The organism is Streptomyces sp. NPDC048416, from assembly GCF_043200435.1.
Lineage (GTDB): Bacteria > Actinomycetota > Actinomycetes > Streptomycetales > Streptomycetaceae > Streptomyces.
Genome location: NZ_JBICXU010000061.1, coordinates 1 through 13,147, shown reverse-complemented (window position 1 = coordinate 13,147; position 13,147 = coordinate 1). Strand labels below are relative to the sequence as shown.

8 protein-coding genes are annotated in these 13,147 nt (G+C 71.4%); 2 read left to right on the top strand and 6 right to left on the bottom strand.

Translation table 11 applies throughout. From position 1 onward, the window contains the following. Positions 1–239 precede the first annotated feature (239 nt). Together ACGFW5_RS35015 and ACGFW5_RS35010 are read right to left on the bottom strand one after the other, a co-directional pair. Positions 240–3,077, bottom strand: coding sequence for a stealth conserved region 3 domain-containing protein (locus tag ACGFW5_RS35015; RefSeq protein ID WP_393838401.1), 2,838 nt, complete (start codon positions 3,075–3,077; stop codon positions 240–242). Next, positions 3,074–4,075, bottom strand: a complete 1,002-nt coding sequence (locus ACGFW5_RS35010) for a hypothetical protein (RefSeq protein ID WP_393838400.1) — start codon at positions 4,073–4,075, stop codon at positions 3,074–3,076. The genes ACGFW5_RS35015 and ACGFW5_RS35010 overlap by 4 nt, the downstream gene beginning before the upstream one ends. A 518-nt stretch (positions 4,076–4,593) precedes the next feature. Between ACGFW5_RS35010 and ACGFW5_RS35005 the strand changes: the two genes are divergently transcribed. Both ACGFW5_RS35005 and ACGFW5_RS35000 read left to right on the top strand, forming a co-directional pair. Then, entirely contained in the window at positions 4,594–6,273 is a 1,680-nt protein-coding gene (locus ACGFW5_RS35005) for a stealth family protein (protein WP_393838399.1), read from the top strand. A gap of 42 nt (positions 6,274–6,315) precedes the next feature. Further along, entirely contained in the window at positions 6,316–8,373 is a 2,058-nt protein-coding gene (locus ACGFW5_RS35000; RefSeq protein ID WP_393838398.1) for a PIG-L family deacetylase, read from the top strand. 109 nt (positions 8,374–8,482) lie between these two features. Here the strand turns inward: ACGFW5_RS35000 and hydA are convergent, their stop codons facing one another. From hydA to ACGFW5_RS34980, 4 genes are all read right to left on the bottom strand, one after another. Beyond that, a complete protein-coding gene (hydA, locus tag ACGFW5_RS34995; RefSeq protein ID WP_393838397.1) occupies positions 8,483–9,874 on the bottom strand; it encodes a dihydropyrimidinase in 1,392 nt (463 codons plus the stop codon). Between the two features lie 85 nt (positions 9,875–9,959). Further along, a complete protein-coding gene (locus tag ACGFW5_RS34990) occupies positions 9,960–11,243 on the bottom strand; it encodes an aspartate aminotransferase family protein (protein ID WP_393838396.1) in 1,284 nt (427 codons plus the stop codon). Continuing rightward, the gene (locus ACGFW5_RS34985) at positions 11,240–12,082 is read right to left on the bottom strand and encodes a nitrilase-related carbon-nitrogen hydrolase (protein ID WP_393838395.1); all 843 of its coding nucleotides are present in this window, start codon (positions 12,080–12,082) and stop codon (positions 11,240–11,242) included. Before ACGFW5_RS34985 ends, ACGFW5_RS34990 begins: the two co-directional genes overlap by 4 nt. Positions 12,083–12,217: 135 nt before the next feature. Next, a complete protein-coding gene (locus ACGFW5_RS34980) occupies positions 12,218–12,757 on the bottom strand; it encodes an HAD family hydrolase (RefSeq protein WP_393838394.1) in 540 nt (179 codons plus the stop codon). Between the last annotated feature and the right edge of the window lie 390 nt (positions 12,758–13,147).

Sequence of the window (13,147 nt, the reverse complement as noted above, 5' to 3'; positions counted from 1 at the left end):
CCCCAAGACATGCGATCGACAGGGGGAGAAAGTCATGCCAACTCCGGAGGCCGGGCGCCCCATTGCGAGGCAACCAAAACGGTAATGGGGGGGGCGTCCGTGGAAGGCGCGGACGGGCGCGGCCGGGGAGGGTGCGGGGGCGACCGGGGAGGGTGCGGACGACCGCGTCCGGTGAGGCGTCCTGCCCTCACCGGACGACGGGGTCCTGGGGTGGCGGCAAGCGCCGCCCCCTCATCGGCTCAGCGCGTCTGCTCGAACGGCGAGGGCACGGGGTAGTAGGCCGCGAGGAAGGCGCGCAGGGTGCGGTCCTGTTCCTCGACGGAGACCTCCGCGGTCGCCGACTCGCCGATGCAGAAGACGGCGCGGCTGCGGGTCGCCAGCAGGCGGCTCAGCACCGTGTGGTGCTGCGGGTTGCCCACATTGACGTAGGTGCAGGAGATCGTCGAGGGAGTGGAGCGTCCCGTCAGATATCCGTAGTGGTGGTGGAGCGAGGAGGTGATGGACAGGTCGGACGAGGCGCGGAAGCGGCTGGCCGCCGTGGCCGCGACCTGCTCGGGGAACTTCTCGGCGATCTCGGCGAGAACGCTGCGCCGCAGCGGGTGCGGGGCGTGCAGGAAGCTGTGCGTCGCGGTGCGGCCGAACATCTCCTCAAGGAGCGCCCGATTGTTCTTCGCGGCGGCGAAGTACCCCTCGTCGTCGTCGGAGAGTTCGCTCGGCGGTACGGCGGTGGGCGAACGGAAGTGGTGGGCGTTCCCGTTGCTGTCGAAGAAGGACTGCGGGGTGAGGGGCCGCCCGATGAAGACGTCGTCGTTGAGGTAGAGGAAGTGCTCGGACAGGCCCTCGATGCGGTGCAACTGGCTTTCGATGGCATGGGAGTTGAAGGTGGGGAGCCAGCCGGCGTCGCCGAAGATGTCGCGGTGGCTGACCAGGTTGATGCGCGGGTCGCTGGTGTCGAGCCAGGCGGGCGCCTGGTCGTCGGTGACCAGGTGGATGGTGCGCACCCAGGGCGCGTACATGGCGAGCGAACGCAGGGAGTAGCGCAGTTCGTCACGGTTGCGGAAGCGTACGTCGCCGTGGTCGGCGCCGGCCGCGGTGGTGATGCCGGCCGCACGCCTGGCCGCGTCGCGGCGCTCCTGCCAGGCGGGGTCGGTGTCGTCGACCCAGGTGTAGACGACGTCGATGGGGAAGTCGATGTCGTTCATGAGGCGGCCGGTGAACGCCTCGGCGGTGGGGTGCTCGCGCTCCCCCACGCGCACGGTGGCGCTCGCCGTGAGGTCGGGCAGGCGGGGGCCGACCAAAGTGGAGCCGCGCGGCGCCTTGCGCCAGCCGGGGAACTCCTCGTCCTCACCGCTCTCGTCCCAGAATTCCACGGTGCAGCCGAAGGCAGGGCCGTACCGCAGGGTGCGGCTGGTGGTGACGACCGGCTTGAAGACGCGGACGCCGGCGACGTCGCCCGCGGCGCGCAGCCGTTCGGCGAGCCAGGCGCCGGGGGCCGCTCCGCTGGGGGCGATGAGCTCGGCGTAGACGGGCTTGCCGTGCAGTTCGGCGGCGAGCGCCGCGAGGGTGTCGGCCCGGCGCTCGACCTCGACCGCGATCCGGTGGGAGGTGCCACCGTCGCGCAGCAGCAGGTAGGGAATGCGGTGCGCGTCGAGGGCGGAGGTGGCCAGTTCGAGGTTCCAGTCGGCCATGCGCGGAGCGAGGACGTCGTCGCGGACCTCGGCGAGCCGGCCGGCGGTGCGCACGATGGTGCCGGTGCGGTCCTGGGCCTGGAGCAGTACTTCGCGGGCCTTCTGCTCGTCGGTGGAGTCGGCGAGGCCGGTGACGGGGGCGCTGACGTTGAAGCTGCGGGTGCCGCCGGCCGCGACGCGACGCGCGGTCCTGTCGGCGCGCTGGGCCAGCCGCTCCGGGTCGTCGCGCCGGGCCACGAGGCGGGTGAAGAGCTCTTCCCAGCGGGCCGTGATGCCTTCGGCGCCGAACCGTTCGCGGACCCCGGTGCGGGCGGCCGCGCCGAAGGCGCGAAGGGTGTCCTCGTCCTCCATCAGCTTCGCCATGGACGCGGCGAGGGAGTCCTTGTCGGCGGCGGGCACGAGCAGCCCGTCCACGCCGTGGCGGATGATCTCGGCGGGGCCGGTGACGATGTCGTACGCGACGACGGGCACGCCCGCGGCGAAGACTTCGAGGAGCACCAGCGGGAAGGCCTCGTTGCGGGAGGGCAGCACCGCGAGGGCCGCCTTGGCCCACTCCTGGTCCATGTGGGCGGAGCGGCCGAGGAGGTGGACGCGGTCGTGCAGGGACAGGCCGTCGATCAGGCGCCGCAGGTTCACTTCCTGCGGGCCGTCCCCGAAGATCCGCATGGTCCAGCCGGGGTGGTCGTCGGCTATCGCGGCGAACGCCTCGATGGCGTGGTCGAGTTGCTTCTCCGGGGTCATGCGGGCGGCCATCACGATGGCCTTGCTGTCGAGGTCGGAGCGCGGACGGAAGCCGTCCGGTACGGCGTTGGGGATGGCGACGAGCTCGGGGGCGGCGGCGCCGAGGCTGTCGGCGAACCAGTCGTTGGTGCGCTCGGTCAGGGAGACCAGGGCGTCGATGCGGGGCGCGAAGACCAGCAGGGGCTCGCCGGAGACGCCGCGCAGCTGGGAGGCGCGGTGCTCCTGGTGGACCGTGATCACCCGGCTCGGCGCCAGGGTCGCGGCCGCGGCCATCAGGGCGGGGGTGGTGGTGATGAGCACGTCGGTGTCGAGCGAGCCGAGCGCGGTGGTCATCTCGATGTCGGAGAGCCGGTCGAAGGTCGACTCCCAGGACGGCTTGATGAGTTCGCTCGGCAGGGAGGCCAGGGTGCGGCAGTCCTGCTCGGCCAGGCCGCTGGAGCGGACGGGCCGCTCGTAGGACCCGGTACGGTCCACGAGGTACCGGCGCTTGACGGCGCGGCCTGCCTCGAAGAAGGGCTCGGGACGGGTCTTGAAGACGCTGATCACTTCCACCTGATGACGGGGCATCAGGTGGGTGGCCTGGGTGTAGACGGCCATTTCGGTGCCGCCCATCTCGTCGCCCCAGGTGAGCAGGAAAGTGATCTTCATCGGTTGGTGTCCTCGGGGGTGACGAAGGGGGCGCAGCTGACGGCGAGGGTGCCGGCGGCCGAGAGGTGGGCGTGCACGCGCAGCACGGTGCCGTCCTCCAGGGCGACGCTGCGGAAGGGCGTGCGGAAGACCCGCTTGGGGCTGCGTACGTCGGTGAGCCGGCGCGCGATCTTGAGGTGGGTCGTCCCCGCGCTCAGCCGGATGTCCCACATGCGCTGTGCGCGGCCTCCACGGCTCATCTCGGTGAGCGGCAGGTCGAAGGTGAACTCCTGGCCCTGCCAGTGGGTGGCGATGGCCAGCGGCGTGGCGCCGACCCCGCGCCTGACGGCCTCGGCCGTGTAGTGGCCGCCTGCGGCACGTACGGCGATGAGCCGGCCCTTGACGGTGATCCGGTCCCACTTGAGGTCGAGGGAGGTCAGCTCGGCCTGGCGGCGCGGCCCGGAGACCTTGACCATGGCGTGGCCGTCGAGCGTACGGACCACTCGGTACTGCACCCCGGTCGCGGGGTCCGGCGGCGTGCGCAGGGTGGGCCCGTCCGACACCGCGTCGCCGAGGGCGGCGATCGGGGTGCGGCGTATTCGCCCCTGGTGGTCGACGGCCACCAGGCTCATGCGCCACAGCCCGTCGGTGAGGCGGGGGCCACGCGTGCCGGGCGGGTTGTGGCGGGCGTGGCGCAGGGGCGTGGTCAGGGTGAGCAGCGTGCTTCCGTCGGGCTGCGGTTCCTGCTCCAGGGGCAGCTGCTCGACGCGGCCGTGGGACTCCAGGTGGAGTTGCATCTGCGCCACGTCCGCCACGGGCACCGGGCAGGGCAGGGCGAGGTTGAGCGTGCGGCCCCCGAGGAGCGACAGGTGCAGCGGCCGCAGTGGCGGGCGGGAGCGTGCACGGGCGCCGAGCGCGGGCACCGTGTCGATCTGCTCGGCCCGTCGCCGGGCGCGCACCGCTGTGCCCCGGGCCCACTTGGCGGCGCGCACCGCGTGGGACAATAGGGGTTCACCCATGACGCTCCGTTCTCCGAATCTCTCAAACTGCGCCCCTCCGCGTGAGGCGCGCCCCCGTGCAAGGCGAACCGGCGTCGGCTCGTCCAGCCTGCGGCCCCTTCCGGTGAGCCGGACGAAACCGCAGAGTGGCATTGCTCACCACACTGCGCCAGGGAGACGTATCTCACAAAGGAGGCATCGGCCCCGCCGCCGAACGCCACAGGTTTCCCAGTGCTTTACCGAGCAGCCATGACCAACATGTTAACTTCACATGTGATTCACATGAGAATCGCTGGTTCAAGTCACTCGCCGCGCCTGTGGGGGTTCGCGTGGCTGCTGTCCCGGCTGGGACATTTTTTACACGGAGACAGAAGAATATGACGAAGGCCCAAGAAGTTTCTGCGACCGGGGCCCGTCGGCAGGGGGCAGTCGTGGCGGTGAACCAGCCGGACGCGTTTGGCGTCCAGGCCGGACATGGGGGAATTCGGCCCAGTGCCGAGGCATCCAGTCTGGTCTCTTTGTATCGCAAGGTGCTGCCCGTGCAGGGGCGGCGAGCCATCGCCCGGCGCTTCTCGCCGGAGCAGCGCCGCAGGGTCAAGCAGCGCATCGGCGCCGCTTCGACCGCGCTCCAGGCCGTCCAGGTGCGGTCCTCCGCGTTCGCGGCCACCCACCGCACGCTGATCGAGGAGTCCGGCGCCACCGTCGTCACGGTCGAGGGCCGCCTGCGGATCGCGCTGCCCCAGCCCCGGCTGTCTCCGGAGACGGCACGCCGCAGCAACCTGGCCGTCGTCACCCGGGCGCTGTCGGGCGCGGGCATCGACTACTTCTGCATACGGCGTCAGGACCGCTCGGCCACCACCGTCGCCGTGTCCCGCGCCGACCGCGCCGCCGCGCTGCGGGCCCTGAGCGGGCACTGCGGCTCGCACCCCGGCTACCTCACGGGCCCGGAGAACAGCGCGCGGGTCCTGGCCGGCTTCAGACCCGCGGCCTGGCAGCGGTTCTCGCACGCCGACGTGATACGGCTGTTCGCCTATCAGACCGACCCCGCACGGCAGTTGGTCCTGGGCGCCGAGCACGGCTGCGACCTCGAATTCTGGGCCGCCGACGGCGACCGGCTGACCGCGCCGCGGCGCAACTCCATAGCCGAGTCCGTGTCCGCGAACGGCGTGGCCGTCGAGGTCCCGGCCGAGACGTTCACCGCTCCCTACGGCACGCGTGACCGCGGGTTGCTGACGGTGCGCACCCGGGAGGAGTTCACCACGGTCCTGCCGCGTGACATCACCTTCCCCGTCGACGCGGTCTACACCTGGGTCGACGGGTCCGACCCCGCGTGGCTGGAGCGCCGTTCGCGCTTCTCGGGGGCCACTTACCACGCCGAGGCGGCCAACGCCGCGCGCTACGCCAACCACGACGAGCTGCGCTACTCGCTGCGCTCCCTGGACATGTACGCGCCGTGGATCCGGACCATCTACCTCGTCACCGACGACCAGACGCCCAGCTGGCTCGACACGTCGGCCCCGGGCATCCAGGTGGTGTCGCACCGCGACATCTTCCGCGACCCGCGGGTGCTGCCGACCTTCAACTCGCACGCCATCGAAAGTCAGCTTCATCACATCGACGGCCTGTCGGAGCACTTCCTCTACTTCAACGACGACGTGTTCCTCGGCTCGGAGGCCGCGCCCGAGGACTTCTTCCTCGCCAACGGGCTCACCCGGTTCTTCCCCTCCCCCGCGCTGGTGCCGCTGGGGCCGCTCTCCGACGACGACGTGCCCGTCGCGGCCGCCGGAAAGAACAACCGCACCCTCATACAGCAGCGCTTCGGAACGACGCCCGTCGAGAAGATGCGGCACATGCCGCACGCGCTGAGCCGCAGTGTCCTGGACGAGATCGAGTCGGAGTTCGCCGAGCAGCACGCCACGACGGCGTCCCGGCGCTTCCGCAGCAGCGACGACATCGCCATACCCTCATCGCTGTACCACTACCACGCCTTCCACACCCGTCGCGCGGTCCCGGGCGACCTGCGCTACGTGTACCGGGACGTCGCCCATCCGCACACGCCGAGCCAGCTCGACCGGCTGCTGCGCGACCGCGACAAGGACGTGTTCTGCCTCAACGACACCACGTCCGACGAGGCGGACTTCGCGCGCAGCGACCGTCTGATACGGACCTTCCTGAAGGCGTACTTCCCGGTGGCGAGCAGGTTCGAGCGGACCATGTGACCCGAGCCCGGCCCTCCACCACCCTCTGCCCTGGACGTCCTCGTGCCCCCGCTTTCCGCCCGCCGGCCCACCCGGCGCACCGTCATGGCCGGTTTCGTCGCACTGGGCGCCGCGGCCTGCACCTCCGGCCCGGACGAACCCGCCACCGGCTCCCGTGCCGCGACCCCCGCCGACCTGGACGGTCAGAGCGGTGGGCGGGTGATGCAGATCGTCGCGCACCCCGACGACGACCTGTACTTCATGAATCCGGAGTTGTCGCAGACCATCGCGGCCAACGACCAGCTCGTGAGCGTCTACCTCAACTGCGGGGAGACGGGCGGCCTCAACAAGGTCCCCGGGGCCAAGACCCCGCCCCGGCGGGACATCGCCGCCTACGCCGGAGCCCGTCGGCAGGGGCTGCGCCAGGGGTATGCGTACATGGCGACCGGCGAGGCCCGGGCCCCCTGGCGGGCCGAGGCCGTGGCGCTGCCGGACGGCACCCTGATCGAGGTCGACACGCTCGTCGGCCACCGGGGCATCCAGCTCGTCTTCCTCGGCCTGCGCCAGCACACCTCCTACGGCTCGGGCCGCAGCAAGGGGCTCACCCAGCTCTGGTCGGACCCGTCCATGGTGTCCAGCACCCTGGTCAGCACCGGATCCCCGGTGCAGGACTCGCACCCGGTGACCCGGGAGAGCGTGATCGCGGCCCTGACGCATCTCCTGGACACCTACCGGCCCACCCTGGTGCGCACCATGGACCCGGACCCGGACATGCAGGTGCACGACGCCCAGCACCGCATCCATCACGACCAGCCCGGGTACTCCGACCATCCCGACCACACCGCGACGGCCCTGTTCTCCCTGGCCGCCGTCGAGCGCTACCAGGGCCCCGGCAAGGGCCGCCCGTACGTCCTGGAGGCCTATCGCGGCTACGGCAACGAGCGCTGGCCGCAGAACCTGCCCGCCGAACTCGTCCGCGCCAAGGCGGACGTCCTCAACGTCTACGGCGGCTCCCCCGACAGCTGCGACTTCGCGGCGGGCTGCGGCGACTACGACGTCGGCCAGGACCGCTCGTACACGACCGGATGGCTCCAGCGCACCACGGTGCGCCATCCCGCCGCCCCGTCGATCGGACTGGACGCCGGGGGCCGGCTCACCGCGTTCGCGGTGCTCGGCGGTCAGGCCGTCATGTGGCGTGAGAAGGCCCGCAGCAGCGGCACATGGGAAGCGCCCCGCCTGCTCGGCGCCGAGCAGCTGCTGCCCGGCATGAGCGCGTCGCTCACCCGGGACGGGCGCTGGCAGCTGTTCGCCGAGCGCGTGGCCTCCCTAGGCGCCTCGCGACGGGACAACCGCCGGGACATCGTTGTCGCCGAACAGCGCACGGCCGACGGCCCGTTCGGGGCCTGGTCGACCCTCGGCAACCCCGAGGCGGACGCCGACCGGGGGCGCCGTGTCGGCTCCCCCGTCGTCACCCCGGACGGCCAGGGGCTGCCGGTGCTGTTCGCCCGCAACTGGTCCAAGGGCGTCTCCATGCGCCGCCGACGCCCCGACGGCCAGTGGACCCCGTGGCTCGACATCGGTGGCGACGAGGTCCAGGAGGGGCTGGTCGCGCTGACCGACCGTCAGGGCCGTATCCACGTGCTTGCCTCGGGCCACGACACGGTCCACCACTGGTCCCAGGAGGAGCCCGGCAAGCCCTTCACCGTCACCCGGACGGGTCTGCCCTCACCCGCGGACCCGCCCGCCGCCGTCCTGTGTCCCGACGGCAGCGTCGTCCTCGCGTACCGGGAGGCCACGACGAGCCGGGTCGTCGGCGGACGCCTCGCGCCCGGCGCGAGTGACTGGCGCTCGGAGCAACCGGGCCTGCCCGCCCGGGGATACGGTCCGCTCGCCCTGCTCGCCCTGGGTGACACGATCCTGTTGGCGGCGCGCAACAACGAGGGCACGACCAGTACGGCGCTCTGGCGTCCCGGTACCCAGGCGCGCTGGTCGACCGACCCCGGCCGTGTCGTCGGCGCCCAGGCCCTGCGCGCCGACGCGGCAGGACATGTCGTTCTGGCGCATCTGACCTCGCAGGCCACGCTCCGTACCGCGCCGGTGTCGTGGGGCGCCTCGCGCTGACGGCTCCGCGGGCCTGGGCAGGTGCCGGGGCCCGCGGGTCTCGGCCGGTGCCGGGGCCCCGGCCGGTGCGTGAGCGGGGGCGACCGGCGGGCCCTCGGGCCTGCCGCTCCTATCCCAGGTACTGCGTCACGCCTCGGGGCAAGAAGGCTCCGTGGCCCGCGTGCCCGGTGTAGCGGCCGTTGTCGATGATCACTTCGCCGCGGGACAGGACCGTACGCACCTGGCCCGTGACGCGCTTGCCCTCGTACGCGGAGTAGTCGACGTTCATGTGATGGGCCGAGGCCGAGAGCGTGTGCTCGGCGGCGGGGTCGTAGATGACCACGTCGGCGTCGGCGCCCGGGGCGATCGTGCCCTTCCTGTCGTACAGGCCGAACATGCGGGCCGGGGCGGCGCACGCGATCTCGATCCAACGGCGGCGGGTGATGTGTCCTTCCACCACGCCCTGGTGGAGGAGGTCCATGCGGTTCTCCACGCCGGGCAGCCCGTTGGGGATCTTGGAGAAGTCGCCGCGGCCGCGTTCCTTCTGTCCGGTGAAGCAGAAGGGGCAGTGGTCGGTGGAGACGACCTGGAGGTCGTCGGTGCGCAGACCGCGCCAGAGCGCCGCCTGGTGCTCGCGGGGGCGCAGCGGGGTGGAGCAGACGTACTTGGCGCCCTCGAAGCCGGGCTCGGCGAGGTTGTCGGTCGACAGGAAGAGGTACTGCGGGCAGGTCTCGCCGAAGACCGGCAGGCCCTTGTCGCGGGCGGTCACGATCTCCGCCAGCGCCTCCTCGGCCGAGACGTGGACGACGTACAGGGGCGCTCCGGCGACGCGGGCGAGCTGGATCACCCGGTGGGTCGCCTCGGCCTCCAGGAGGACCTTGCGCACCTCACCGTGATGGCGGGGGTCCCTCTCGCCGCGGGCCAGGGCCTGCTGGACCAGGACGTCGATGGCGAGGCCGTTCTCCGCGTGCATCATGATCAGGCCGCCGTTGCCGGACGCCTTCTGCATCGCGCGCAGGATCTGGCCGTCGTCGCTGAAGAAGACACCGGGATAGGCCGTGAACAGCTTGAACGAGGTCACGCCCTGGGCGACCAGGCCGTCCATCTCCTTCAGCGTGGACTCGTTCACATCGGAGACGATCATGTGGAAGCCGTAGTCGATCGCGCAGGTGCCGTTCGCCTTCTCCATCCAGGCGTCGAAGCCCTCGGTCAGCGACCGGCCCACCGACTGCACGGCGAAGTCGACGATCGTCGTCGTGCCGCCCCAGGCCGCGGCCCGTGTGCCCGTCTCGAAGGTGTCCGAGGCGAACGTCCCGCCGAACGGCATCTCCATGTGGGTGTGCGCGTCGACACCGCCCGGAATGACGTAGGTGTCGGTGGCGTCGATGACGCGGTCGGCGGTCCACTGCTGGCTGCCCGCCGAGGCGAGCGCCACGATCCGGCCGCCCTCGATGAGTACGTCGGCGTGGACTTCCTCTGCGGCCGTGATGACAAGGCCGCCGGTGATCAATGTGCGGGTCATGCTTGTCGTGTCTCCTTCCCCGAGCGGGCGCGGCGCCGGCCCGGCCTCGTCCTCGATCCCCACGCGTCCGGGCCGGCCGCGTCACCTACACGGTGTGCAGGGCCCGTTCGAGGATCGCCGCGCCCTGCTCGGCCTCGGCCACGGTGAGGGTGAGGGGCGGTGCGATGCGCAGCACGCTGGTGTCGTGGCCGCCGCCCTTGCCGATGAGCAGGCCTCCTTCGCGGGCGGCTTCGAGGACCGCGGCCGCCGCTTCCGGGTTGGCCTCGTCGGTGCCGGGGCGGACCAGTTCGATGCCGGCCATCAGTCCACGGCCGCGTACCTCACGGACGACGGGGAGCTGGGCGCCGATCGCGCGCAGCCGCTCCAGGAGCAGTCCGCCGACGCGCCGGGCGTTGCCCTGGAGGTCGTGTTCGAGGAGGTGGCCGAGGTTGGCGAGGCCGGCGGCCATGGTGACCGGGGAGCCGCCGAAGGTCGAGATCGAGTTGCTGTCCAGGCAGTTCATGACGTCGGCGCGGGCCACGACCCCGCCGATGGACATGCCGTTGCCGATGCCCTTGGCGAAGGTGAGGAGGTCGGGCGGGCCGCTGTGCGCATGTGCCTGCCAGCCCCAGAAGTGGTCGCCGGTGCGGCCCCAGCCGGTCTGCACCTCATCGGTGATCCACAGGATGCCGTGCCGGTTCAGGACCTCGCGGAACGCGGCGTACAGGCCGTCGGGCGGCGAGGTGAACCCGCCGACGCCCTGGACGGGTTCGGCGATCAGCGCGGCCACGTTGCGGGTGTGGCCGAGCAGGTCTTCGAGGTCGGCGACGCATGCCTCGATGAACTGGCCGTCGCTCAGCTGGGCGTAGGGTCCGCGCGTGCGGACGCCGCCGTGCACGTACAGCGTCTGGAGCGGCGAGAGGCCGGTCGGGGACCACGCGTGGTTGCCGGTGATGCCGACCGCGCTGAAGGAGCGGCCGTGGTAGCTGTTGCGCATCGCGAGGATCTGGTTGGAGCCGCGGTAGGCGGTCGCGAGCAGCAGGGCGGTGTCGTTGGCCTCGGTGCCGGAGGTGGTGAAGAAGACCCGGGCGTCCGGGATGCCGGACAACTGGGCGATCCGTTCGGCGAGTTCGACCATGGGGCGGTCGAGGTAGAGGGTCGAGGAGTGGATGATCCGGCCGGCCTGTTCGGCCACGGCCTTGGTGACCTCGGGCAGGGCGTGGGCGGTCATCGTGGTGAGGATGCCGCCGAAGAAGTCGAGGTACTTGTTTCCTTCGGCGTCCCACACGTGGCGGCCCTCGCCGTGGGTGAGCTCGATGGGCTCGCGGTAGTAGAGCGCGAGCCAGTCGGGCAGGACGGCCCTGTGCCGGTCGTGGAGGTTACGGGTCACGGCTGCACCAGACCTTCGTAGGCGTCGGGGCGGCGGTCGCGGTAGAACGCCCACTGCCGGCGGACCTGCTCGATGAGGCCGAAGTCGAGGTCCCTGACCACGAGTTCTTCCTGCTTGTCGCTGGCCACCTCGCCGACGAACTGGCCGCGCGGGTCGACGAAGTAGCTGGTCCCGTAGAAGTCGTTGTCGCCGTACTCCTCGATGCCGACGCGGTTGATCGCGGCGATGAAGTACTCGTTGGCCACGGCCGACGCGGGCTGTTCCAGCTGCCACAGGTAGCCGGAGAGACCGCGCGATGTGGCAGAGGGGTTGTAGACCAACTGGGCGCCGTTGAGGCCGAGTTGACGCCAGCCCTCCGGGAAGTGGCGGTCGTAGCAGATGTAGACGCCGACCTTGCCGACGGCCGTGTCGAAGACCGGCCAGCCCAGGTTGCCCGGTTTGAAATAGTACTTCTCCCAGAAGCCCTTGACCTGAGGGATGTGATGCTTGCGGTACTTGCCGAGGTAACTGCCGTCGGCGTCGATGACGGCCGCGGTGTTGTAGTAGAACCCCTCCCCCTCGATCTCGAAGACGGGGACCACGATGACCATGCCGGTCTCGCGGGCGAGCTCCTTCATCCGGGTGACGGTCGGGCCGTCGGGGACCGGCTCGGCCCAGCGGTAGTGCTCGGCCTCCTGCACCTGGCAGAAGTAGGGGGCGTTGAACACCTCCTGGAAGCCGATGATCTTCGCGCCCTGCCGGGCTGCCTCGCGGGCGTGTTCCTCATGCTTGGCGATCATGGATTCGGTGTCGCCGGTCCAGGTCGCCTGGACCAGTGCGGCGCGCACGACGTTGGCCATGAGCTGCTCCTTCGACGGGTTGTCAGCCAGCCAAATCCACACGCGTAGATCCGTGTGTGGATGCGACCGTAAGGCGCGTCACGCACCGTGGCAAGACCATCGCGCCTTCGGCGAGGCTGATTGCGGTGGCACAGGTCAACCGGGGGTGGGCGGATCCCCGGGACCTGACGCGGCGTCACTCCTTGCGGCGCCCGGGGCCGGGAGGCGTCCCCAGTTGCCACGCCGGGCGTGGCGCAGCAGGACCGGGTCGTCGCCGACCACCACGGGATGCCCGACCTCGGCCAGCAGCGGCAGGTCCGCCGCCTCGTCCGCGTACGCGTAGCAGCGGGCGGCCGGGACACCGCGCTCGCGCAGCAGGGCGCGGGCCGCGTACCCCTTGCCCTGGCCGGTCATGGGGGCGCCGGGGCGGGAGCAGAGCACGGCGTCGGGCGCGAGGTCGCGGGCCATCGGCGCGAGGTCGGCGGCGCACGCGCGGGCGATGAGCACGACGAGGTGCCCGAGCGCCACGTGGCCGTGCAGCGCCGCGAGGACCGGCGGGTGCCAGAGCCGGCCGAGGGGCGCGGCGAGCCCGGCCAGGTCCGGCGCGGCGAGGAGGGTGCCCTCGACGTCGAAGAAGGCAACGGCTGCGGGCACCTGGGGGCGGCGCTTCGCCCGGGCGCGGATGGTCGTGTCCATTGCTACGGACCATGCCCAGCCCGGTATGCGGCTCAACCCCTAATCTTCAACGTTCTGTTGAATACGTCGGGAAAGCCGACTGGTTCACGCGCCTGGGACGGTGATCGGCCGCAGGGGTGCGCGATGCCCCCGGCCGACCACGGTCGACCCCGGCCCGAACGGCCCCCGAACGGCCCGGTGTCAGGCGCGGCCCAGCAGCCGCGGTGGATCGCTGCCGTCCCCGGCGACGCGGTGCGGGAGCCTCGTGCTGCATGGCGAGGAGCAGGTGGCGCAGCCCGGCATGCCCCAGACGAAAGTGCCTAGGGGGTGTCTGGTGGATCAGGGTCGGTCAGGGTGCGGCGCCTGGTGCGGTGCATCGCAAGGCGCCGGAACGTCGTGATAGCGGAGCTA

Excerpts from the sequence above, each read along its gene's own strand:
- ACGFW5_RS35015 (WP_393838401.1), bottom strand. The coding sequence starts at position 3,077 with ATGAAGATCACTTTCCTGCTCACCTGGGGCGACGAGATGGGCGGCACC.
- ACGFW5_RS35010 (WP_393838400.1), bottom strand. The coding sequence starts at position 4,075 with ATGGGTGAACCCCTATTGTCCCACGCGGTGCGCGCCGCCAAGTGGGCC.
- hydA (WP_393838397.1), bottom strand. The coding sequence starts at position 9,874 with ATGACCCGCACATTGATCACCGGCGGCCTTGTCATCACGGCCGCAGAG.
- ACGFW5_RS34985 (WP_393838395.1), bottom strand. The coding sequence starts at position 12,082 with ATGGCCAACGTCGTGCGCGCCGCACTGGTCCAGGCGACCTGGACCGGC.
- ACGFW5_RS34980 (WP_393838394.1), bottom strand. The coding sequence starts at position 12,757 with ATGGACACGACCATCCGCGCCCGGGCGAAGCGCCGCCCCCAGGTGCCC.